20 protein-coding genes are annotated in these 20,564 nt (G+C 74.0%); 8 read left to right on the forward strand and 12 right to left on the reverse strand.

Annotation, left to right across the window (positions count from 1 at the left end; genetic code table 11):
* Nucleotides 1–17: 17 nt before the first annotated feature.
* Nucleotides 18–1,226 carry an MFS transporter gene (locus tag DMB66_RS08020; protein ID WP_125803382.1) on the forward strand — a complete coding sequence of 403 codons (1,209 nt, stop codon included), beginning with the start codon at nt 18–20 and terminating at the stop codon, nt 1,224–1,226.
* Nucleotides 1,227–1,502: 276 nt separating this feature from the next.
* Here the strand turns inward: DMB66_RS08020 and DMB66_RS08025 are convergent, their stop codons facing one another.
* The 4 genes from DMB66_RS08025 to DMB66_RS08040 form a co-directional block, all read right to left on the reverse strand.
* Nucleotides 1,503–1,970 carry an NUDIX hydrolase gene (locus DMB66_RS08025; RefSeq protein WP_125803383.1) on the reverse strand — a complete coding sequence of 156 codons (468 nt, stop codon included), beginning with the start codon at nt 1,968–1,970 and terminating at the stop codon, nt 1,503–1,505.
* A gap of 147 nt (nt 1,971–2,117) precedes the next feature.
* Nucleotides 2,118–2,945, reverse strand: coding sequence for a M55 family metallopeptidase (locus DMB66_RS08030; RefSeq protein WP_125803384.1), 828 nt, complete (start codon nt 2,943–2,945; stop codon nt 2,118–2,120).
* Between the two features lie 178 nt (nt 2,946–3,123).
* Entirely contained in the window at nt 3,124–3,669 is a 546-nt protein-coding gene (locus DMB66_RS08035) for a LuxR family transcriptional regulator (RefSeq protein ID WP_125803385.1), read from the reverse strand.
* The gene (locus tag DMB66_RS08040; protein WP_125803386.1) at nt 3,666–6,248 is read right to left on the reverse strand and encodes a LuxR C-terminal-related transcriptional regulator; all 2,583 of its coding nucleotides are present in this window, start codon (nt 6,246–6,248) and stop codon (nt 3,666–3,668) included. The genes DMB66_RS08035 and DMB66_RS08040 overlap by 4 nt, the downstream gene beginning before the upstream one ends.
* A 195-nt stretch (nt 6,249–6,443) precedes the next feature.
* On the opposite strand from DMB66_RS08040, the gene DMB66_RS08045 reads away from it, so the two are divergent.
* From DMB66_RS08045 to DMB66_RS08055, 4 genes are all read left to right on the forward strand, one after another.
* Entirely contained in the window at nt 6,444–8,138 is a 1,695-nt protein-coding gene (locus tag DMB66_RS08045; protein WP_233624377.1) for a dynamin family protein, read from the forward strand.
* Entirely contained in the window at nt 8,135–9,973 is a 1,839-nt protein-coding gene (locus DMB66_RS08050; RefSeq protein ID WP_233624378.1) for a dynamin family protein, read from the forward strand. The genes DMB66_RS08045 and DMB66_RS08050 overlap by 4 nt, the downstream gene beginning before the upstream one ends.
* Nucleotides 9,974–10,047: 74 nt before the next feature.
* Entirely contained in the window at nt 10,048–10,206 is a 159-nt protein-coding gene (locus DMB66_RS61060) for a hypothetical protein (protein ID WP_158647169.1), read from the forward strand.
* Nucleotides 10,203–10,850 carry a hypothetical protein gene (locus DMB66_RS08055; RefSeq protein ID WP_125803388.1) on the forward strand — a complete coding sequence of 216 codons (648 nt, stop codon included), beginning with the start codon at nt 10,203–10,205 and terminating at the stop codon, nt 10,848–10,850. The genes DMB66_RS61060 and DMB66_RS08055 overlap by 4 nt, the downstream gene beginning before the upstream one ends.
* Nucleotides 10,851–10,867: 17 nt before the next feature.
* Here DMB66_RS08055 and DMB66_RS08060 read toward each other — a convergent pair whose 3' ends face one another.
* The gene (locus DMB66_RS08060; protein WP_158647170.1) at nt 10,868–11,317 is read right to left on the reverse strand and encodes a DUF3592 domain-containing protein; all 450 of its coding nucleotides are present in this window, start codon (nt 11,315–11,317) and stop codon (nt 10,868–10,870) included.
* A gap of 27 nt (nt 11,318–11,344) precedes the next feature.
* Nucleotides 11,345–11,725, reverse strand: a complete 381-nt coding sequence (locus DMB66_RS08065; RefSeq protein WP_233624379.1) for a hypothetical protein — start codon at nt 11,723–11,725, stop codon at nt 11,345–11,347.
* A 120-nt stretch (nt 11,726–11,845) separates the two neighbouring features.
* On the opposite strand from DMB66_RS08065, the gene DMB66_RS08070 reads away from it, so the two are divergent.
* Both DMB66_RS08070 and DMB66_RS08075 read left to right on the forward strand, forming a co-directional pair.
* Nucleotides 11,846–13,213, forward strand: coding sequence for an MFS transporter (locus DMB66_RS08070; protein ID WP_125803390.1), 1,368 nt, complete (start codon nt 11,846–11,848; stop codon nt 13,211–13,213).
* 19 nt (nt 13,214–13,232) lie between these two features.
* On the forward strand, nt 13,233–13,595 hold the full coding sequence (locus DMB66_RS08075; protein WP_125803391.1) for a GntR family transcriptional regulator: 363 nt from the start codon (nt 13,233–13,235) through the stop codon (nt 13,593–13,595).
* Nucleotides 13,596–13,602: 7 nt separating this feature from the next.
* Here the strand turns inward: DMB66_RS08075 and DMB66_RS08080 are convergent, their stop codons facing one another.
* The 6 genes from DMB66_RS08080 to DMB66_RS08105 form a co-directional block, all read right to left on the reverse strand.
* Nucleotides 13,603–13,806, reverse strand: a complete 204-nt coding sequence (locus DMB66_RS08080) for a ferredoxin (protein ID WP_233624380.1) — start codon at nt 13,804–13,806, stop codon at nt 13,603–13,605.
* Nucleotides 13,803–15,047: a cytochrome P450 gene (locus DMB66_RS08085; protein WP_125803392.1), complete on the reverse strand. Its 1,245-nt coding sequence runs from the start codon at nt 15,045–15,047 to the stop codon at nt 13,803–13,805. The genes DMB66_RS08080 and DMB66_RS08085 overlap by 4 nt, the downstream gene beginning before the upstream one ends.
* Nucleotides 15,048–15,120: 73 nt before the next feature.
* Nucleotides 15,121–16,311, reverse strand: coding sequence for a hydrolase (locus tag DMB66_RS08090; protein ID WP_125803393.1), 1,191 nt, complete (start codon nt 16,309–16,311; stop codon nt 15,121–15,123).
* Between the two features lie 143 nt (nt 16,312–16,454).
* Entirely contained in the window at nt 16,455–17,300 is an 846-nt protein-coding gene (locus DMB66_RS08095; RefSeq protein WP_125803394.1) for an undecaprenyl-diphosphate phosphatase, read from the reverse strand.
* 54 nt (nt 17,301–17,354) lie between these two features.
* Entirely contained in the window at nt 17,355–18,326 is a 972-nt protein-coding gene (locus tag DMB66_RS08100) for a tyrosine-type recombinase/integrase (RefSeq protein ID WP_125803395.1), read from the reverse strand.
* A gap of 12 nt (nt 18,327–18,338) precedes the next feature.
* A complete protein-coding gene (locus DMB66_RS08105) occupies nt 18,339–19,928 on the reverse strand; it encodes an ABC-F family ATP-binding cassette domain-containing protein (RefSeq protein ID WP_233624381.1) in 1,590 nt (529 codons plus the stop codon).
* A 230-nt stretch (nt 19,929–20,158) separates the two neighbouring features.
* Here DMB66_RS08105 and DMB66_RS08110 point away from each other — a divergent pair, with 230 nt between their 5' ends.
* Nucleotides 20,159–20,500 carry a PadR family transcriptional regulator gene (locus DMB66_RS08110; protein WP_125803397.1) on the forward strand — a complete coding sequence of 114 codons (342 nt, stop codon included), beginning with the start codon at nt 20,159–20,161 and terminating at the stop codon, nt 20,498–20,500.
* The last annotated feature ends 64 nt before the right edge of the window (nt 20,501–20,564 follow it).

Here is a 20,564-nt window from a genome sequence, read left to right on the forward strand (position 1 = left end):
GGAAACGAGGTGGACGCATGACACGCGCGATCGGTGCCCTGATCGGCCTGGCCGGTGGCACCTTCCTGTACGGCACCGCCGAGGGCCTGCCGGTCGGCTTGTTGCTCCCGATGGCCGCTGACCTGGACATCTCCCCGTCCCGGGTCGGCATGCTGGTCACCGTCTACGGCGCGGTCGTGATGATCGCCTCGGTCCCACTGACCGTGCTGGCCCGGCGCATCCCGCGCCGGCGGTTGCTGTCCGGACTGCTGGCCGGCTTCGTCGTCAGCAACGCGGCCACGGTGTTCGCCACCACGTTCGCGCAGGCGGTGGCGGCCCGGGTGGCCACCGGGCTGACCCACGCGCTGTTCTGGGCGGTGGTGGTGCCGGCCGCGGCCGAGCTGTTCCGGCCCGGCCTGCGCGGGCGGGTGGTCGCGGTAGTGTTCGCCGGCGGCAACGTCGCGCTGGTCGTCGGCGTGCCCGCCGGCACCTGGCTGGGCGAGAAGGCCGGCTGGCAGGCGTCGTTCTTGGCGGTGGCCGGGCTCGGCGCGGTGGTCCTGGCCGTGGTGGCCACCCTGCTGCCGTCGGCGCGGCCCGGCGAGGGACACGCCAGCCATGGCGCGACGCCCGACGCCCGACGGTTCTGGCTGCTCGTGGTGATCGCCGTCCTGACGACGGCCGGCGCCATCACCGCCTATACCTATGTCGCCCTGTTCGTCACCGAGGTCGCCGGCTTCGCCGCCGCGTCCGTCGGCGCCATCCTGCTGGCGCGCGGCATCGCCAGTGTGCTCGCCATGCTCGCGATCGGAGCGTTCGTCGACCGCAGCCCGTGGGTCGCCTTGAAGCTGACCGTGGCGCTGCAGACCGTGGCACTGCTCGCCCTGTCCGTGTTCGGTCGGCAGCCGGTGGCGGCCGTCGCCATGATCGCCCTGTCCGGCATGGCGTTCGCGGCGTTCACGGCGGCGCTGGGCGGTCTGGTGCTGCAGGTGGCGCCCGGACGCTCCGACGTGGCGGCCGCGACCCTGTCGGCCGCGGTCAACGTCGGCATCACGGTAGGGGCCTTCGCCGGCGGTCTGGCGGTGACCGGATTCGGCGTGGCGAGCACCGTGCTGATCGGGGCGGCGCTCGGGGGCATCGCCCTGATGCTGGCCTGCGGCCAACGGGTCAACCCCCGGCGAGAGCAGCGGGCTTTGTCGGGGGTCGGCCAAGGCACGGCGGAAACCGGCAACAGGCTGAGCGGTTCCTGAGTTTGCGCAGGTAGATGCCGCGTTCCCGGCGTGATCGATGCCGGTCTTCGGCCCAGTTGATCTTTGGTACGTTCCTCGATCCGGACGGGTTGATCTTCACGGTTCTTGGGCGGTTGTGGCGTGACGTCGATCGAGCGGTCCGCGTATCCGAGGTTTAAGCGGTTCCTGTCGGCCCGGGAGTTGCACGTGTTCTACCCGCCCCAGCCGGAGGAACCTGGAAGAAATACGCCCCCGGCGACCACAACCCGCCTTCAGGGTCATTCCCGGAAACGCACTTCAGTGCTGAACGAGGCTACCGACCGCAACGGGTGCGACGTGACCAGTTGCCGGAAGCGTCTGGGCCAGGGCAAGGCCGACGTCAACGAGGGACGACCGGCGCAGACCAGTTACCGCGGGTATCGAAGTCCAGACCGACTCGGTAGTTACCCCGTTCGGTTCTGGCCGGAGCGTTCCACCGGTAATGCGGACTTGGTAGAAGATGCCGACATTCTGGTGCTCGATCCCTGACCGCGCCTCAGCGACGGGAATCACCCTCGAGTCCACACCCAGCAGGCGTTCGACCACCGCGTCGCAGCCGGTCTCCTCAGCGACCTCCCGGATCACCGCATCGAACGGATCCTGCGCGTGCTCGACCTTGCCACCTGGAAGAGTCCAGCTCATGTCCCCCGTGGGCGAAGCGCAATGAGCGAGCAGTACACGCCCGTCGTCGATGCACACGGCGTATGCGGCCAGCCGGAAACTCATCCTCATCCTCCCGACGGGAACCCTACCGTCGGCGGTGAACGGCCGCTGCCACAGGAAAGGGACTTGATCAAACGGTCGTAGAGCGCGACGACTCGGCGGGCTTGTCCTTGAGGTGGCGCTCGACAGTCCAGTCGTCACTCATGCCGATCATTGGGGTTTGAGCTGCGCGAGCTGGGTCAGCAGCTGCACCAGGCGGTAGGCCTGCCCCACGTCGTCGGCGGTGAAGGTGACCGTCCGGGCGCCCGGGGCGCGGCTGACGCCCGGGATCAGCGTCGCCAGGTCCACGGTGTACGGCCCGTACAGGTCGACCTCGACCTTCAGCGGGCCCGGCAGGATCACCAGCGGCACCTGCTCGTGCCGGCGGATCGCCTTGGCCGCGACCCGGTGCAGCTGGTCCCGGGCCTCGTCGGGATGCAGGGCGATCGCGGCGGTCTGGCCGAGCGCCTGTTTGACCGCGACGGTCGCCGCGCCGGGCACCAGCTCGAGCAGTTCGGCGCAGGCGGCGTCGTCGCCGCTGAGCAGCACGACCGGTGCGCCGTGGAAGCCGGCCAGGGCCGCGTTCAGCCCGATCTCACCCATCGACCGGCCGGCGAGGCGCACGTCGAGCACGGCGTCGCCGATCGTGTGGGCCAGCACGGCCGGGCCGCCACCGGCACGGGCGTGATAGCCGACCATCAGCACCGCGTCGGTGTCGTCGTTGAGGCCGGCGAGCATCCCCAGCGGCCGGGGCCGGCCGCGGACCAGCTTCGCGCGCCGATCGAGGTCCTCGGGCAGCAGGTTCCGGAACGGGCCGTGCGCGTCGGCGACCAGCACCTCGGCGCCGGGCACGGCCTCCAGCACCCCGGCGACGGCGGCGTTGACCTCGGCGGTCATCAACGCCCGGCCGCGCTCGTAGTCGTAGCCGCCGGGGTTGGTCTCGGTGGGATGCACGATCCCCGAGATGCCCTCCATGTCGGCAGAGATCAATATTCTCATCGCCCAGCACCCTACGCGGCGGCGGCGAAAGGCCCCGGATCGGGCACATCCGGCGCCGCGGCGGATGCGCTCAGCGGGCGGTCGGTCCTCACCCCGAGGTTCTACCCGGACACGTTCCTCCGTCGAGGAGTGACGTGAGCGGCGCGGGGTCCGGCGCCGCTGCCGCACCTCCGGCTGCTCAGTCCGGGGTGCGGCGCTGACGCAGGTAGGCCAGGACGGCCTCGCGGGTCGTCCGCACGCCGAACAGGGCCCGTGCCTCCGCGATGCGCCGGTTCGCCGTACGCAAGGACAGGAACTCCGCCGCCGCGGCCGCCGCGATGGTGTCGCCCGCCGCAAGGCGGTCCAGCAGGGCCCGCTGTTCCGGGATCAGGTCCGCGACCGTGTCGCCCACCTCGGCCGGGGCCGGCTGCCCGCCCGGGCCCAGCTGGACCGCGCCCAGCCGGCTGAGGTCGTCGACCAGCGCCCGGCCCACCGGCGTGTCGGTGTCGCAGACCGCGACGATGCCCGCGCCCCGGGCCGCCGCCAGGACCGCGAGCTGCAGGTTTTCCCGGTCGGCGACGCGGCCGTGCAGGATCAGCCGGGCCCCGGTGACGTCCCAGGACTGGTCGGGCAGCGCGAAACCCTCGCGGACGGTCCAGCCGTCGCGCGACAGGCGGCGGACCACGGACTCGGCGTCGACGCCGGAGGCGACGACGTGGCGGGGCACCTCGGGCTGTCGGGTCACCGGCCATCCTCACGGTCGGGTGCTACGGCGGAACGGTGGTCACGGGCCGGCGGTCCCGCCGCCTCGATCTGGGTCAGCGCCAGCGCTGCCGCCTCCGTTCGGGTCCGGGCGCCGAGCTTGCGCATGCCCGCCCGGATGTGGGTGTCCACCGTCTCGGCCGAGATGCCGAGCTGGCCGGCGATGCGCCGGGTCGGTTCCCCGGCGGCGACCAGGCGCAGCACGTCGGTCTCCCGCCGGGTCAGCTGGGAGCCCGAGCGTGGGCTGCGGGTGTCGCGGTGCACGTGGTGGCGGCGCAGGCCCCGGCGGGCCCGGCCGGCGAGCACGACCAGGCCGGCGGTGTCGGCCAGGTGCTCGGCCTCCAGCAGCGCGGCGACGGCCCGTTCCTGGTCGGTGTCGTGCAGGCCCGCCGCGAGCAGGCAGCGGATCTGCTCGCGCAGGGCGATCCCGGCCCAGCCCTGCGCGGCCGCGGCGAAGCCGGTGCCGGTCGCCCAGGCGGTCAGCGTGCGCCGGGCGGCGGCGGGCAGCCCGGCGGGGATCGCCGGCGCCGGCCCGTCGAGCTCGAACGCCGACACGAACGCGGCCCGCGCCGCCGCGCCGGTGTCGTAGGCGGCCCACCGGGCGGTGATGTGCCGCAGCCCGGTGAGCAGGCCCACGGCGCCGGCGTCCGGTGGCTGGGCAGCCCGGTCGGGTTGCCCGTCGAGCCAGGCGGCCTCGCGGGCCACCCAGGCGGTCGCGGGATGGCCGTCGGGGGCGCCGAGACGGGCGCGGGCGGCGGCGAGCAGCCCGGTGTCCGCCTCGATCAGCGCGGTCGCGGCGACGGCGTAACCCCGCGCGTCGGCGGGCAGCGCCCGGTCGGTGAGATCCGCGGCCCGGCGCAACGCCCGATCCGCCGCGTCGCGCGCCGCGCTCCCGCCCTCCGGCGAGACACCACCGGCCGATCCGGCCGATCCGGAGGCGGCAGCGGCCGAGGCGGCGATCGCGATGCCCTGCAGGACGCCGACCCAGTCGGCCACCGCCAGGAACCGGGTCTGCCAGCTGTACGCCAGATTCGCCGCGCACGCCGACGCCGCCTTGCGGGCCACCGCCGCGGTCTCGGTCAGCCGCCCGTCGGCGGCCAGGTGCTCCACCAGCAGCCACGCGCTCCAGCGCCCGGTCAGCGGGTCGGCACCCTCGGCCGCCGCAGCCGCCAGGGCCGTGTCCCAGCCCGGCGTGCGGTGCGCCGCCCGGACCGCGGCCAGCGCCGCGGCCACCCCCGGCGGCGGCGCCGGATAGCGGGCGGCGAGCTTGTCGGCCATGTCGAGCGCGCCCGCCGGGTCGGTGGCCAGCTCGGCCAGCATCAGGATCCGGTCGCGGGCGGCCACGACCGCACCCGCCGCCGCGTCCGGCACCGGCCGGACCGCCGCCCTGGCCGCCGCCGGGTCTCCGGCCTGCAGCAACGCCTCGCCGCGCAGCACGTCCGCCTCGACGCCCAGCGGCGCCGTCGTGGTCAGCACCCGGGCCGCCGGCTGCGGGCGGCCGGCGGCCAGCAGCGCGTCCGCCGCCGCGATCCGCACCCGGGGGTCGATGGTGACGCCGGGCAGCTCGCAGGCGAACTGCAGCAGGTCGGCGCGGTCGCCGCCGGCGAGGCGGTCGGCGGCGGTCAGGGCCCTCCGGTACGCGCCCGGGTGGTCACCGGCCGCGGCCAGGTGCCGGGCGGCCTCCGCGTCGGGGGTCAGCTCGGCCAGGGCCCGGTGCAGGTCGGTGCGGGCCGCCGGGTCGAGCAGCCCGGCCGCGGTCTCGGCGAAGTATGCCGAGACCGGCACGAGCCCGCCCGGGTCCTCGCTGACCAGGCCGGCCGCGCGCAGGTCGTCGGCGCCGGGCCCGAGCAGCGCGGCCGGTGCGGGCCGGCCGAGCAGGCCCAGCGCGGCCAGGGCGGTGCGGGCCGCGCGGGGCAGGTCGGCCAGGGCGGTGGCGATCGCGTACGCGACCTGGTCGATGTTCGTCTCCGGGGTGCCGCGGCCCGCGCCCGCCTGCCGGGCCAGTGCGGTGATCGCGAGGGGGTTGCCGCCGGCCCGCTCCACGACCGCGGTCAGGGCGGCGTCGCTGAGCTGCCCGCCCGCGCGCCGGGCCAGCTCCATCGCGAGCTCCGGGGTCAGCGGCGGCAGGTCCAGCCAGGCCGTGGCCACCTCCCGCAGCGCGGCGACCGTCTCGCCGGGCAGCCGGTGCGGGGTGCGCAGGGCGACCACGACCCGGACGTGCGCGGCCAGGTGCGGCAGCGCGGCCAGTGTCGCCGGGTCGGCGTACTGCAGGTCGTCCAGGACGAGCAGCCCGCCGCGGACCCGCGAGCGCACGGCCTCGGCCAGCAGCGGCACGTCGTGGGCGGGCAGGCGGGCCTTCAGGGCCCGGGACAGGGCCAGCGCCGGTACGGCGGCCAGCATCGCCAGGCCGCCGCCAGCGTGCACCGGGCCGGGCGCCACGGTGGCCACCCGGCGCAGCAGCGTGGAACGGCCGGCCCCGGGCGCGCCGGTGAGCACGACGAGGCCGGGTCGGCGCAGGTGCGCGGCGGCTAGTCCGGCCAGGTCCTGCTGTGCCACCCGCATCCCCCGTTTCCCCCGCCGTGCCCGTCGTCCGTGCCCGGGTGGCACGAACACGGGATCTGTACCATCCCGTGCTTCCGTAGTCTGTGGTGCGGCAGGCGTTCCGCCCTGCCCGCGAACGGGAAGGGTGGCGACAGTGTCTCCGACGTCGGCCGCGGTCGGTACATTCTCCCTGACGGTGCGCTCGGCTGACGAGTCATGACCGTCGGACCACTCTCCGCACGCGTGGCGACACTCTGTGACGAAATCATCGCTCAGGTCGGCCCGGAAGCCGGTGGCCAGGCGATTCAAGTCCGTGATCGGCTGTCCGAGCCGTTACGCGTCGCTATCGCCGGCCGGCTGAAAGCCGGAAAGTCGACACTCGTTAATGCACTGATCGGCCGCCGGGTTGCCCCGACGGCCGTCGGGGAATGCACCCGGGTGGTCACCCGCTTCCGTTACGGCCCCGCCGACCGCGTCGACGTGGTGCTGCGCGACGGCACCCGCACGAGCCTGCCGCTGGCCGACGACGGCATGATCCCCCAGCGTCTCGGCGTGCCCACCGACCGGATCGCCCACGTGGACGTCAGCCTGACCAGCGACAAACTGCGCGATCTGACCGTGGTCGACACCCCCGGGCTGGCCTCGACCGACACCCGGGTCAGCGCCCGCGCGGCGGCGGAGCTCGGCGAGAGCACGGCGCCGTTCGACGCCGACATCGACGCCGACTCCGCCTCGGAGGTCGCCGCGGCCGAAGCCGTCGTCTACGTGTTCACCCAGGCGGTCCGCGCCGACGACGTGCAGGCCCTGGAGGCGTTCCGGGCGGCCTCCGCGCGGCTGGCGAGCAGCCCGATCAACGCGCTGGGCGTGTTCGGCAAGGTCGACACCCTGGTCGGCGGGGCCGGGGACCCGTGGCCGGTCGCCGGTCCCCTCGCCGAGCAGCAGGCGCTGCTGCTGGCCCGTACGGTGTCCGAGGTCGTGCCCGTGGTCGGGCTGCTGGCCGAGACCGGCGAGGCCGGCCGGCTCACCGCCGCCGACTGCGCCGCCCTGCGGGAGTTGTCCACGGTGCCGGCCGCCGAGCTGCGGGTGCTGCTGGCCTCGGTCGACCTGTTCCGCAGCCGGCCGGCACCGGTCAGCGTGCAGCGCCGCGACCGGCTGCTCGGCCTGCTCGACCTCTACGGCATCGGTTTCGCCCTGGCGGAGCTGGCCGCGGACCCCCGGCTGGGCACGGGTGAGCTGGTCCGCCGGCTGGTCCGCGCCTCGGGCTTCCCGCGGCTGCGCGACACCCTGGAGCAGACGCTGCGCTGGCGCGCCGACGCCATCAAGGCCGGCTGGGCCCTGTCGAGGCTGGAACGCGTCGCCGGGCACACCAGCGACCGCCGCGACCGCGAGGCCCTGCGCGACGCCATCGAACGGCTGCTGCGCGAGCCCGCCTATCACCGGCTGCGCCTGCTGGAGGTCGCCCAGCGCGTCACAACCGGCGTGGTGGCGCTGCCGGTGGCCTGGGAGCAGGAGCTGACCCGCCTGGCGACCTCCGACGACGCCCGCTGGATCCTGCGCCTACCGCAGGCCGACGGCCCGGAGCTGGCCGCGGCGGCGGTCGAGGCGGCGAACAGGTGGCGGGTGTACGCGGTCGCCGGCGCCGGGCCGGCGCAGTCGCGGGTGGCGCAGGTCGCCCACCGCGGCTTCCACCTGCTGGCCCAGGCCATCCGCCGGGGCGTGGACCACGAGCCGGCCGACCCGACGCAGGCCGGGTCCGTCCCGACCGTCGTGCGGGGCCCGAGCCAGGCCGGATGGCCGCAGCCCGGCCCGACCCAAGCCGGCCCGACCCAGGTCGTGCAGGGCCCGACGCAGGCCGACCCGACCCAGGCCATGCACGGCCCGACGCAGGCTGGGCGGGGGTGGCCGGCGTGAGCCTCGCCAAGGATCTCGACATCGCCGTGCGGGACGCGCTGGCCGCCGTGCGGGCCGGTGACGCCGATGCCGGTGTCGAGCTGGCCGACTTGCGCCGGGTCCAGCTCACCCGCCCGTCGGTCGTGCTGGTCGGTGAGACCAAGCGCGGCAAGAGCTCACTGCTGAACGCGCTGCTGGGCGTGCCCGATCTGTCGCCGGTGGACGCCGCCGTCGCGACCGCTGCCTACCTGCATTTCTCTCCCGGTCCGGCGGCGGCCGCCGCCTATGTGCCCGGCGTGGCCGAGCCGGTCGACATCGACCCCGCGCAGCTCGCCGGGTGGGCCACCGGCCGGGACGTGCCCGGCGGTGGCCGCGCCCCGCGCCGGATCGAGGTCACCCATCCCGCCCCGCTGCTGCAGTACGTCAGCCTGCTGGACACGCCCGGTGTCGGCGGCCTCGATCCGGCGCACACCACCGTCGCGCTGGCCGCCGTCGAGCGGGCGACCGCGCTGCTGTTCGTCGCGGACGCCTCCGCGCCGCTGTCTCGGCCCGAGCTGGACTTCCTGGTCGCCGCCAGCGCTCGGGTCGACGCGGTCGTCTTCGCCCTGACCAAGGTGGATGCCTACCCGGGGTGGCGGCGCATCGCCGATGACAACCGGGCCCTGCTGCGCGTCCACGCGCCGCGCTTCGCCGACGCGCCGTGGTTCGCGGTCTCGGCCCGCCTGGCCGAGCTGGCCCGCACGCTGCCCGCCGGGGAGCAGGCCGCGCTGGTGGACGCCTCGCGGATCGCCGAGCTGCAGCACGCCCTGGTGGAGCTGGCCGGGCGCGGGCACCAGCTGCAGCTGGCCAACGTGTTGCGGGCCGCGCGCGGGGAGTTGGCCCGGCTGGAGGCCGCGGCCGCCGCCCGGGTGCAGGCCAGCGAGGCCGATCCGGCGCAGGTGGCCCGGGTTCGCGCCGAGCGTTCCGCGCTGGCGGCCCGGAAGCGCACCGAGTCGCGGCAGTGGACACTGCTGTTGAGCACCGAGACGCAGCGGGCCCGGGTCGAGGTCGTCGGGCTGCTGCGCACCCGGATCACCGGTGTGCAGCAGGATTTCGGCGCCCGGATCGACTCCGCCCGCGGCGCCGCGCTGGACGCCCTGCCCGATCAGCTCGATGCCGAGCTGCAGGCGGTGGCGGTGCGGCTGTCCGACGATCTGCAGGCGACCTTCCGGCAGGTCGGCGAGCGGATCCTGGCGCAGGTCTTCGACGCGGAGGAGCTGGCCGCGGTGCTGGACCGGCTCAACGCGACGCTGCGGCACGCGCTGGCGGGCAGCCCGCCGCGCGACGGCGCCGGCGACAACCTGCTGGTCGCGCTCTCCGCCGGTGGGATCGCCTTCATGGCCGGGCGCGGCGCGATGTTCGGCGCGTCGCTGCTCGGGGTCGGCGGCGCCGTCGCCGGTGGGCTGCTCGTCCCGGTCGCCGGGCTCGGCCTGGGGCTGGCCGCGGGTGGCTACGTGTTGTATCGGCGGCGGGTGCAGAGCGACCGGCAGCAGGCCCGGACCTGGCTGCGTGACGTGCTCGGCGAGGCCCGGGCGGCGCTCTCCGACGAGATCTCCTACCGGTTCACCGACCTGCAGTACGCGCTCAGCGTCGCCGTCGACGACGCGGTCGAGCGGCGGCTGCGGGAGCTCGACGCGCACATCGCCGACATCGACGCCGCCGCGGCCACCGACGCCGCCGGGCGGGCGAAGCGGCGCAACCAGGCGACCGCGGAGCTGTCCGCGGTCCGCGCGCAGCTGCGGCAGGTCGACGAGATTCTCACCCGGGCGCGTTCCCTGACGCCCGGGCCCCCCGCCGATGCTCAGGAGACGGCTTGACCATGTGTGCCAGCCCATCATCAACTCAGGTGCCGGCCCAGGCCGGCGCCGCACAGCCAGCGGAGGTGGCCCCCATGAACGAGCTTGCGAGCGCATCATCAACTCCGCGCCCGACGAACGTCATCGCCGGAGCGCCCGCGGAGGTGACGGCAATGAGCGAGCTTGTGAGCGCATCGTCAACGCCGCGCCCGACGAACGTCATGGCCGGAGCGCCGGCGGAGGTGATGGCATGAGCGACGAGCACGGCTGGCCGGACTTCTCCGATCCGGACGGCCCCGAGGACCACCACGATCATGGCGGTCACGGCGACCAGTTCGGCACGCCGGCGGCCGAGGCCGACAGCCCGTTCCACGACGACGTCTTCGGCCACGACGACGACCAGGCGCAGGGCTTCGCCGGGCACGACCTCGACGGCGGGCCGGACCTGGACGGCATCGACGGCGGGCACGGCCTCGACGAGTCGCAGGACGCCGCGGGCTGGGACGACCACGAGCCGGGCACCGGCCACGACGACGCGGCCGACGCGGGCGTGGTGGACGTGACCGACGGGCACACCATGGGCCCGGTCGGCGCAGACCCCGACGCGGCCACGGACTTCGAGCAGGTCAGCTTGTTTCCGCCGGCCGTCGACGTCGGGCCGCTGCCGGAACCGGTCGACGGCTTCCCGTGGATCGACACCGGCAGTCTCGGGCTCTATCACTCGGGTCTGGATCACGCGGCGCTGGCCGAGCCGGCCGCGGAACCCGTGGCGGCGCAGGACCTCGCCGCCTACGCCGCGGAGGATCTGCCGCCCGGCGTCGACCCGTGGGCGGCGCTGGCCGATTCCGACGACCCGGCCACCAGCGCCCTCGCCAAGTGGTGGCACCCGGAGAGCTGAGACCCCCACCTCGTCTCTTAGAACAGCAAGGTGTGCAGGCCGGCGTAGGCGAGGTAGGCCGAGGTCGGCAGCACCATCACCACCAACAGGGCACCGAGGAGCACGGCCTGTCGGATCTCGGCGTGCCCCTGGCGGCGGCCGGCTTCGGTGGCGATGACCGTCGGGGTCTGCGGGTCGTATCGGATCCGCACCGGCGCACCGGTCACCCATTCGGGCTGGCCTTTCCAGCGCAGGTGGGCCGTGCTGCGCACCTCGCGGCCGGGCTCCGTCTCGAAGCGAACGACCGCCTGCCGGGTGCCGCACTCCGGGTCGAAGGCGGCCAGCGACACGATGGTCGCGTCGGCGGTCCGTCCCCGCCCACGCAGGGCCCGGACCTGGCGCAGGGTGCTGGCCTCGCTCACGAGGACGCGCACCGCGCCGTATGAGATGAACGAGCCGAGGACGAGGGCGAGAAGACCGCTCAGCACATTGTGGAGGATACCGCCGGGCGGGGCTCACCGGCGGAGCCGTCGCAGGCCCAGGGCGACCGCGCCCAGCACGGCGCCCTGCAGCGCGTTCCAGCCGAGGATCGCCACGTAGCCGGGCGCCGGGATCCACTCGGCGGACTCCAGGAACAGGTGCAGCACGAGGTTGAGCGCGATCGCCGCGAGGCCGTAGCCGAGCCCGGCGAGCGTCAGCGTCAGCACCGGGCGGTGGACCCGGGTGAGCACCGCCACCGCGACCCAGCCGATCGCCAGCAGCAGGGTCACCAGCAGCGGCGCCCACGGGCGCCCGAAGGCGCCCAGGTCGTCATAGACACCGGCGACGCTGAGCACCGGGCGGATCAGCCCGGACAGGGCGAGCAGGACGATCAGCGGCCAGCGCAGTTCCCTCATCCGGCGACCGTAGGATTTCTCTTGCGGAAAAGGAGTCTCCCAGCGGCGTAGTTGTACCCCGAGATGACCCTGAGATGGCATCATCAGCGCGCCATCCCCCCGCGACCTGGAGCCACCCTGATGACCGCCACCACCGCACCGGTGAGCAGCCGGCGTGAACGTACCGGCTGGTACTTCTACGACTGGGCGAACTCGGCCTTCTCCACCACTGTCATCACGGTCTTCCTGGGGCCGTTCCTGACCAGCATCACCGAGCAGGCCGCCGGCTGCGCGCTCGGCGCCGACGAGTGCGACGGCCGGGTGTACCCGCTGGGCATCACCGTCGCGGCCGGCTCGTACTTCCCGTACCTGGTGTCGTTGTCGGTGCTGCTGACCGTCTTCGTGCTGCCGGTGATGGGCGCGATCGCCGACCGGGCCGAGCGCAAGAAGCCGCTGCTGGCCGCGGCCGCGTTCATCGGCGCGGGGGCGACGATCGCGATGGCGTTCGTGACCGGCGAGCGGTATCTGCTGGGCGGGCTGCTGTTCATCATCGCCAACATCGCCTTCGGGGCGTCGGTGGTCGTCTACAACTCGTTCCTGCCGCGGCTGGCCGGGCCCGACGAACGCGACAAGGTCTCCAGCCGCGGCTGGGCGCTGGGTTATCTCGGCGGCGGGGTGCTGCTGCTGCTCAACCTGGTGGTGGTCACCTGGCTGACCATCGACGGCGACGATCAGCGCACGCTGGATCTGGCCCGCTGGTGCATCGTGTCGGCGGGGTTCTGGTGGGCGGTGTTCACCCTGGTGCCGCTGCGCTGGCTGCGCGAGCACCCCAGCGCCGAGGCGGGTGCGGTGCGCGGCAACGTGCTCACCGACGGGTTCCGCCAGCTCGGGCAGACGATCCGCAGCCTGCGGGCGTACCCGTTGAGCCTGTTCTTCCTGGTCGCCTTCCTGATCTACAACGACGGCATCCAGACGGTCATCTCCCTGGCCAGCCAGTTCGGCACCGAGGAGCTGAAGCTGGAGCAGAGCGCGCTGATCGTGACGATCCTGATCGTGCAGTTCCTGGCCTTCGGCGGGGCGCTGCTGCTCGGCGCGGTGGCGGCGCGGATCGGCGCCCGCAAGACGGTGCTGATCGCCCTGGCCGGGTGGCTGGGGGTGGTCCTGGCCGCGTTCTGGCTGCCGGAGGGTGAGCCGGTGCCGTTCATGCTGCTGGGTGTCGGGATCGGCCTGGTGATGGGCGGCAGCCAGGCGCTGAGCCGGTCGCTGTTCAGCCAGCTCATCCCGGACGGCCGGGAGGGCGAGTACTACGGCTTCTACGAGATCAGCGACAAGGGCACGAGCTGGTTGGGGCCGTTGGCGTTCGGGCTGGTGTTCCAGTTGACCAACAGCTACCGCATCGGCATCGTGTCGCTGGTGGTGTTCTTCATCGTCGGTGGCATCCTGCTGGCGATGGTGCCGATGCGCCGGGCCATCGTCGCGGCCGGCAACACCCCGCCGCGGCTGCTCTGAGCCGACCCCGGGGGCCCGCATGGACATCGTGATCGACGCGGACTCGGCGGTGCCGCCGTACGAGCAGGTGCGGTTGCGCATCGCCGAGCTGGCCGCCGGCGGGGTGCTCGCGGCCGGCGCGAAGCTGCCGCCGGTGCGGCAGCTCGCCGCCGAGCTGGGCCTGGCCGCGAACACCGTGGCCCGGTCCTACCGGGAGCTGGAGCAGGCCGGGCTGGTCGAGACCCGGGGCCGGGCCGGGACGCTGGTCACGGCCCGGGCCGCGCGCACCCCGGCCGCGGCCCAGCAGGCCGCCCAGCGGTACGCGGCGCAGGCCACCGCGCTCGGCCTCAGCCCGCAGGCGGCGCTGGAGCTGGTCCGTGCCGCCCTGGGCCTGCCGGACTGAGCCGGCGCTAGTCGGCAGCCACGCTGATCGCGCCGGAGGGGCAGAGCTGCACCGCGCGGGCCACCAGCTCGGCGTCGTCCGCCGGTGGTTGCGGGTCCAGGATGACGACCAGGCCCTCGTCCTCGTCCTGGTCGAAGACCGCCGGCAGGGTCAGCACGCAGTTGCCGGCGCCGACGCAGCGGTCCCGGTCGACCCGCACGTGCGGGCTCACCAGGTCACCGGCAGTTCGGCCAGGCCGTACACGATCGAGGTGTCCCGGGTCGGCAGCTTCGCCGGGTCCGCGGCCAGGGCCAGGCCGGGGAAGCGCCGGGCCAGGCGCACCAGGGCGACCCGCAGCTCGGCGCGGGCCAGCGGCTGGCCGATGCACTGGTGCACGCCGAAGCCGAACGCCAGGTGTTGGTGGGCCTGCCGGTACGGGTCGAACCCGGAGCCGTCGGCGAACACGTCGTCGTCGCGGTTGGCCAGCGACAGCAGCGCGGTGGCCGGTTCGCCGGCGCGGATGGTGTGCCCGCCGATCTCGACGTCGCGGGTGGCCAGCCGGGGCAGCCCGGTCCGCACGATGCTCAGGTAGCGCAGCAGTTCCTCGACCATGCCGTCGGCGAGGTCCTCGTCGGCGCGCAGCGCGGCCAGGTGGTCGGGGTGCTGCAGCAGCAACAGCACGCTGAGCCCGATCATGTTCGCGGTCGTCTCGTGCCCGGCGATCAGCAGCAGCAGGGCCATGCCGACCAGTTCGTCGGCTTCGAGCTCGCCGGTCGCGATGCGCTCGACCGCGAGCCGGCTGATCAGGTCGTCGCCGGGGTCGGCGCGGCGGGCCTGGATCAGCTCGCCGAGGTAGCCGCGCAGCTCGATGATCGCGTCGTGCACCTGCGGCGGTGCGGCGCTGCGGTCCAGCAGGATGCCGCTGCGCTGCTGGAAGAACGCGTGGTCGGCGTAGGGCACGCCGAGCAGGTGGCAGATGACCAGCGACGGCACCGGCAGCGCGAAGGCGGCGACCAGGTCCGCGGGCGGCCCGGCGTCGCGCATCGCGTCGAGGGAGCTCTCCACCACGTCGTCGATCAGCGGCGCGATCCGGGCGATGTTCCTGATCATGAATTCGGCGGTCAGCATCCGCCGCAGCCGCAGGTGGGCCTCGCCGTCCATGCGGATGAAGCTGCCGCTGCGGTTCCGCGGGCTCTGCGGTGGCAGCGGGCGCAGCAGCGGGAAGCCCGGGGCGTCCATGTCGGCGCTGAACGCGTCCGAGCGCAGTAGTTGCTTGACGTCGGCGTGCCGGGTGACCAGCCACGTCCAGCCGCCGGTGGGCAGCCGCACCCGGGTGATCGGCGCGTCCAGGCGGTCCCGGTCGGCGCCGGTGACCGGGGTGAACGGGTCGTCGTCGGGGCTGCGGAACGGGAACAGCGGCAGTTCTTCGGTGCGCACGGGCGCCCCCTCGGTCGCGTAGAGTGCCGGATTCAATGCGTTACGTTAGCGCTGCCGGGCGGTGGCGAACAACCGATGTCGATGTCCGCCCTCGCCCGGCACCCCGCGCTCACGGCAGGAAACGCATCTCCGGGTAGCGCGCCGACGGGCCGGCCAGCAGGCGCCCGTCGCGGTGGCGCAGGTGCTTGTCGAAGAACGCCCGCACGTACGGCCGCTGGACGGCGACGGACCGTTCGCCGTCGATGCTGCCGATCAGCGGCTCGCTGTCCTCGGCCGGGACGCCGAGCTGCGGCAGCAGGACCTGGAAGTCGGTGAACGACAGATGCCCGGCGTGTTCCAGCTGGATCCAGTACCGGGGGCCGCGCAGCCGGGACCACAACTGGTCCCAGGTCTCGTCGGTGTCCTCCGGGTCCTCGGTGTCGGAGCTCATCATCAGGAACGGCCGGTCCAGGCCGGCGGTGAGCACCCGGCCGAAGAAGGTGCCGTCCAGGTTGAGCCCGGCCCGCACCCGCCGGTCCGCCAGCATCGTCTCGGCCGCGCCGGCACCACCGAGCGACGCGCCGAACATCCCGACCCGGGACAGGTCGAGCGCCTGGGCGAGTCCTCGCGGCAACGCCCGGCCCGACGCGTCGGGGTTGCGCCCGCGGCTGATCGCGGTCAGCTTGTCGAGCACGAAGCGGGTGTCGGCCACCCGGACGTCGAGCACCCTGCCCAGCGCCGCCTCCTCGTCGTCGGGGCCGGTCGGCGGTGGGATCGCGTGGGTCGCGATCCGCCCGTCCGGGAACTCGACGAACCGCGCGTCGTGCGTGTGGTCGATCGTCACGACGACGAAGCCGTGGCTGGCCAGGTCCTCGACGAGCGCCGTGCTCCCGGTGCGCTCCCCGCCGAAGCCGGGCGAGTACACCACGACCGGCCGGCGGCCCGGGGCGGCCGGCGCGCCGGTGTGCCCGTGGGTGACCGGCAGCACGAAGCCGCTGCCCGGCGGGTTGATGAGGGCCGCCACGCCCGGCGACACCCAACCCGCCCGGCGATGGCCGTGGACGCCGCGCGCCGGATACCAGATCTGCACCATCAGCTCGCGGGCCCGCTCGGCCGGCACCCACGGATCGGGCCGGGACCGGTCGACCAGATGCAGCGAAACGGTGCCGATCCGCTCCGGCCCGGTCGGCTGCGGCAACGACAGCCGGATATCGGCCCCGGCGGCCGTCCGGGAGGGCAGCACGGGCGGTGGCTCGGCCGGGGCGGGTGAGCCGGCCAGCAGGGTGGCGGCGGAGGTGAGCACGGCGACGAGTGTCTTCATAGGATCGAGTCTCGGCGGCTGCCGGGCCGCGCCGTAGTGCGCGCTGTCACCTCTTGAGCTGCGATCCGCACGGCCCCGGCATGACATCTGTCATGCCGGGGGCCGGGCCCGCGCACCTGCGCGAGACCCGGCCGGGCGGGTCGCTACTTCGGCTCGATGACGTTGGTGGCGAGCAGGATCATCAGGACCGAGCCGAGCACCAGCCGGTAGGCGATGAAGATGCTGTACGAGTGCCGGGCGATGAACTTGAGCAGCCAGGACACCGCGAACCAGCCGACGATGAAGCTCACGATGGTGGCCACGATGGTGGGCAGCCAGCCGACGCCGCCGTTGTCGGCGGAGATGTTGTCGAATTCGGTGACCGACTGCAGCACGGTCGCGCCCAGCAGCGCCGGGATCGACAGGAAGAACGACAGCTTGGTGACGGTGACCCGGTCCAGGTCACGCAGCAGGCCCGCGGACATGGTCGCGCCGGAGCGCGACACGCCGGGGATCAGCGCCAGGCACTGCACGATGCCGATGATCAGTGTGTCCTTCCAGGTCACGTCCTCCTGGTGGCGCACCTGGGTGGCGGCGTGGTCGGCGAAGGCCATCACACCGCTCCAGACGATCAGCGCGCCGGCGACGAACCACAGGCTGCGCAGGGTGCTCTCGATGGTGTCCTGGAACAGCAGCCCGACGATGCCGATCGGGATGGACCCGAGGATCACCGCCCAGCCGAACCGGTAGTCGACGTTCTCCCGTTTGCTCTTGTCGAACAGCCCGGCCAGCCAGGCCGGAACGATGCGGGCGATGTCCTTCCGCAGGAAGATCACCGTGGCGAGGACCGCGCCGGACTGGATGATCGCCGTGAACGCGGTGATGTCCGTGGCGTCGATCTGATAGCCGAGCAGCTTCTCCAGGATGGTCAGATGGCCGGTGCTGGAAATGGGGAGAAACTCGGTGAAGCCCTCCACCGCACCCAGCAGAACTGCCTCAAAAATGTTCAACCCGACCTCGTCCCTTGATCCGCTCGCTGACCGCGGTCGAGAATAGGGGGTCGCTCACTGACCGCTGCGCCTGACCCGCGCGGCGGCGATCGTGTAAGCGGGGTCACGGTCGAGGTTGTGCCGGTCGCGGTCGTAGCGGCGGGTGGTCCGGGGGTCGGCGTGACCCATCGCGTCCTGCACGTCCTCCAGCGGCACCCCCTCGGCGCGGGCGGTGGTGGCGAAGGCGTGCCGCAGCGAGTGCGGGGACAGCCGCGCCCAGCCGGCGATGCCGGCGTCGCGGGCCAGCCGGCGCACGAGCCGGAAGACCGCGTGCCGGTCGATGCGGGCGCCGGTGGCGCTGACCAGCAGCGGCCCGTCGAGCCGGTCGGCGGTGGTGGCCCCGGCGGCGGCCCGCTGCCGCAGGTAGGCGTCCAGGGCGGCGGCCGCGTACGGCGTCAGGGCCCGGCGGCGGGGTTTGCCGCCCTTGCCGACGAACCGCACGCTGCGATGGCCCCGCTCGACCCCGACGTCGGCGACGTCGAGACCGACCAGCTCACCGACGCGCAGGCCCAGGTCGGCCAGCAGTGCCAGCACCGCGCGGTGCCGCAGCGCCGCCGGCCCGGTCTCGGCCTCGGCGGCACCCAGCAGCGCGTCGACCTCCTCCGGGGCGAGCCCGACGGTGGCGGAGTGGTCGCGCGAGACCGGCGGGCGGTCCGCGCCGCCGACCGGGTTGGCGTCGACGGCGCGCAGCTTGACCAGGAAGTCGTACCAGCTGGACACCCCGGAGAGCTGGCGGGCGACGGTGGCCGGGGCCAGCGACCGGGCCTCCAGCCCGCGGGCGTACGCGTTGACGTCGAGGAACGAGGCGCGCAGCGGGTCGACGTCGCGCTGCGCGCACCAGGCCAGCCACCCCGCCACGTCGCGCCGGTACGCCTCGCGGGTGTGCGCCGACAGCCGCCGGTTGGCCAGCCACGCCTCGGTGACCTGCTCGGCGCTGCCGCCGACGGAGACCGCGCCTGCACTCTGCCTGGGGATCAGCGTCGACATGGACCCATCGTGTCAGCTCTGCCGGACGTGACCGTCCGCGACATGCCAGGTGCGGGTGTGGCCGACCGCGGCGGCGAAGTACCGGTCGTGGGTGACGGTCACCAGCGTCCCCCGGTACGCGCGCAGCGCCTGCTCGATGACCTCAAGGGCGTCGAAGTCGAGGAAGTTGGTGGGCTCGTCGAGCAGCAGGATCCGCGCGGGGCTGTTGACCATGACGGCCAGCAGCAGCCGGCGCAGCTCCCCGGCGGACAGGCTGCTCACGGTGGCGCCCCACTGGTCGGGCCCGAACTGGTGGCCGGCGAGCAGCCGTTCGGCGTCGTCGGCGTAGACGGGCACCCGGGAACGGAAGAAGTCCACCACGGTGGCGGCCGTCCGCAGCCCGTCGGAGGTCTGCGGCAGCACCGCCAGGTCGGTCTCGGCGCGCTCGGCGATCGCGTGCAGCAGGGTGGTCTTGCCGGCGCCGTTGCGCCCGGTGATCAGGATCCGGTCGCCGCGGCGCACGTCGAGGTCGACGCCGTCGAGCAGCCTGCGGTCGCCGAGCTTGACCGTCAGGTCGCGCACGGCCAGCACGACGTCGTGATCGGCGGCGTCGTCGGCGGGGAACGCCAGGGTCAGTGGCGGGCGGGTGCGCGGTTCGGCGATCCACCGGGCGGAGTCCATCTGCCGGCGCAGCCGCCGCTCGCGGGCCTTGGCCTTCTGCGCCACCTTCTTGGCGATCCGGCGCAGGTGCGGTGCCTCGACCCCGGACCGTACGGTCGTCTCCACGAAGCGGGCCTGCTGCTTGGTGCGTTCGATGTCCTGTTCCCAGCGGATCCGGTCCTTCTCCTGGGCCTCGTAGTCCAGCAGCAGCCGCTGCCAGCGGTTCGCCTTCTCCTGCCGGTAGCCGGTGTAGCCGCAGCCCGGATAGTCCTGGGGTTGGTCGTGGATGCCGTCGAGCTCCACGATGCGGGTCACGGTGGCGTCGAGGAACGCCCGGTCGTGGCTGACCGCGAGCACCCCGCCGGGAAACTCGCGCAGCCAGTCGCCGAGCCACCCGGCGCCCTCGGCGTCGAGGTGGTTGGTCGGCTCGTCGAGCAGCAGCAGCCCGGGCGCGTCCAGCAGGGCCCGGGCCAGCAGCAGCCGGGCCTGTTCGCCGCCGCTGACCTCGCGCAGCCGCAACTCCTCGGGCAGGTGGTCGATGTCGAGGCGCTGGCGGATCTCGGTGAGGCGGGTCTCGCCGGTCCACCCCCGCAGCACGGTCCAGCGTTCCTGGACCCGGCCGTACTCGTCCAGCACGTCCGCGCCGCGGGCCAGGGCGGCTTCCAGCTCCCGCAGCCGGGCGGTGATCTCGGCGAGTTCACCGAGGCCGGCGGTGAGGAACTCGCCGACGGTGCCGTGCGGGTCGGCGACCTGCTGCGGCACGTAGCCGATCCGGGTGCCGGGCGCGCGGGTCACGGCGCCGGTGGTCGGCGGCAGCTCCCCGGCGAGCACCCGCAGCAGGGTCGTCTTGCCGGCCCCGTTGGGGCCGACGACGCCGACGCGGTCGCCGGGGCGCAGGACCAGGTCAAGATCGGAGAAGAGCGGATCACCGTCGTGGGCGCGGCTGATCGAGGCGGCTTTCAACAAGGAGTCCTCCAGGGACGGATACCGACCGGGGTACGGCGACCCGCGCGCGGCCGGCGATCGAAGCGATCGGCGACGCGTCCACGGGTCGGGTCGGTATCACACGGAGGTGTGGGCTCCTCGGGCTCGGCGACAGGTGCTCGGTCCACTCTCGCTCGGCCGTGGCGGGAGCCGCAACCGAATTTGATACTACGGTTGACGTTATATAGTGCCAGCCGTAATGTCGGGGCATGCAGGAACCCACCTTTCTCATCCTCACCGCGCTGGCAGCCCAGCCGCTGCACGGCTACGCGGTGATCCAGTCCGTCATCGAGCTGTCCGGCGGCGCGGTCAAGCTGCGCCCCGGCACCCTCTACGGCGCGCTCGACCGCCTCGCCGAGCAGGGCCTGATCGCCGTCGACCACGAGGAGGCCGTCGAGGGCCGGCTGCGCCGCTACTACCGGCTCAGCGACGAGGGCGCGGCGGTGCTCACCGCGCAGGCCGAACGGCTGCGCCGGCACGCGGCCGCCGCGGAGAGCCAGCTCGGCAAGCGGCTCGGCGCCGCCCCGTCGTTCCGGGCGGTGACCGCGTGACCGCCGCCTGGCCCCGCGCCGGCAAACGCCTCGCGACCGCCGGCGGGCCCTCGGTTGATCAGCG

The sequence above is a fragment of the Actinoplanes sp. ATCC 53533 genome, from assembly GCF_003947245.1.

Bases quoted from the DNA above. Each gene is read 5' to 3' on its own strand.
- DMB66_RS08110 (WP_125803397.1), top strand. From the start codon at position 20,159: ATGCAGGAACCCACCTTTCTCATCCTCACCGCGCTGGCAGCCCAGCCG.
- DMB66_RS08100 (WP_125803395.1), bottom strand. From the start codon at position 18,326: ATGTCGACGCTGATCCCCAGGCAGAGTGCAGGCGCGGTCTCCGTCGGC.
- DMB66_RS08090 (WP_125803393.1), bottom strand. From the start codon at position 16,311: ATGAAGACACTCGTCGCCGTGCTCACCTCCGCCGCCACCCTGCTGGCC.
- DMB66_RS08065 (WP_233624379.1), bottom strand. From the start codon at position 11,725: ATGAGGGAACTGCGCTGGCCGCTGATCGTCCTGCTCGCCCTGTCCGGG.
- DMB66_RS08055 (WP_125803388.1), top strand. From the start codon at position 10,203: ATGAGCGACGAGCACGGCTGGCCGGACTTCTCCGATCCGGACGGCCCC.
- DMB66_RS08045 (WP_233624377.1), top strand. From the start codon at position 6,444: ATGACCGTCGGACCACTCTCCGCACGCGTGGCGACACTCTGTGACGAA.
- DMB66_RS08040 (WP_125803386.1), bottom strand. From the start codon at position 6,248: ATGCGGGTGGCACAGCAGGACCTGGCCGGACTAGCCGCCGCGCACCTG.
- DMB66_RS08025 (WP_125803383.1), bottom strand. From the start codon at position 1,970: ATGAGTTTCCGGCTGGCCGCATACGCCGTGTGCATCGACGACGGGCGT.
- DMB66_RS08020 (WP_125803382.1), top strand. From the start codon at position 18: ATGACACGCGCGATCGGTGCCCTGATCGGCCTGGCCGGTGGCACCTTC.
- DMB66_RS08075 (WP_125803391.1), top strand. From the start codon at position 13,233: ATGGACATCGTGATCGACGCGGACTCGGCGGTGCCGCCGTACGAGCAG.
- DMB66_RS08070 (WP_125803390.1), top strand. From the start codon at position 11,846: ATGACCGCCACCACCGCACCGGTGAGCAGCCGGCGTGAACGTACCGGC.
- DMB66_RS61060 (WP_158647169.1), top strand. From the start codon at position 10,048: ATGAACGAGCTTGCGAGCGCATCATCAACTCCGCGCCCGACGAACGTC.
- DMB66_RS08030 (WP_125803384.1), bottom strand. From the start codon at position 2,945: ATGAGAATATTGATCTCTGCCGACATGGAGGGCATCTCGGGGATCGTG.